The organism is Vibrio sp. 378, from assembly GCF_033339435.1.
The window spans coordinates 1-1,015 of sequence record NZ_JAWOUO010000180.1 but is presented as its reverse complement, the minus strand read 5'-3'; the positions used below and the strand labels follow the sequence as shown (position 1 = coordinate 1,015).

2 protein-coding genes are annotated in these 1,015 nt (G+C 44.5%); both read left to right on the top strand.

Translation table 11 applies throughout. From position 1 onward, the window contains the following. Positions 1–462: extracellular solute-binding protein (locus tag R7Q48_RS24990; protein ID WP_318132813.1), on the top strand; the 462-nt coding region annotated here is incomplete at its 5' end. Positions 463–561: 99 nt separating this feature from the next. Next, the coding region (locus R7Q48_RS24985) for an ABC transporter permease (protein WP_411979281.1) at positions 562–1,015 on the top strand (454 nt) is incomplete at its 3' end.

Below are 1,015 nucleotides of genomic sequence, written 5' to 3'. Positions count from 1 at the left end.
GAAGGCGTGAAAGCGAATCTTGCTCGTAAACCTCAAGGTAACGACCGTGCACAAGTAAAAGCGATCAAAGAAGGTCTATGTGATGTTTCTTTGGGTAACAGCTACTACCTAGGTAAAATGGTTAACGACAAAGAGCAAAAAGCTTGGGCTGATGCGGTTTACATCAATTTCCCGAATCAAGAAACAACAGGCACGCACGTGAACATCTCTGGTATGGCGATGGCGAAATACGCTCCAAACCGAGATAACGCGCTTAAGCTAATGGAGTTCTTGACTGGCGAAACCGCTCAGAAGATGTACGCAGAAGTGAACTACGAGTACCCAGTAAAAGAAGGCGTTAAGCGTTCTGAACTTGTGGAATCTTGGGGCGACTTTAAAGCAGACACGCTTTCTCTAGATGATATCGCTTCTCACCATGAAGCAGCGATTAAGCTACTAGATGAAGTGAAATTTGACCTTTAATTCCTTGTGGGGGTATAACTATACCCCCATTTGATTAAAGGATATGAGATGTATTTGCACCAGCATTTGTATTTCATAAAGCCTTGCAGTAATTAGGCAATGAAAGATAGACATTCTCTATGGAAAACCAGTAGTGGAGCGATAACTCTGTTACTGGTTTTGCCGATCTTAGCGATCTTCTACACCGCAATTGGTGAAACGGATAACCTGTTTACACATTTGATGTCGACGGTGATGCCAACCTATATCTATAACACCGTCGTCTTAACGATTGGGGTTATGGGCCTCTCTCTTATTTTCGGTATTCCAAGCGCTTGGTTGATGGCAATGTGTAAGTTGCCAACGGAAAAGTGGTTACAGTGGGCGCTTGTATTGCCATTGGCAATGCCGGGTTACATTATTGGTTACATATTTACGGATTGGTTCGACTTTGCTGGCCCAATTCAAATATTCCTGCGTGATGTCACCGGGTGGGGACCTGGCGAGTATTGGTTCCCTGATATTCGAACCTTACCGGGGGCGACCTTTGTCCTGTCTCTGGTGTTATACCCAT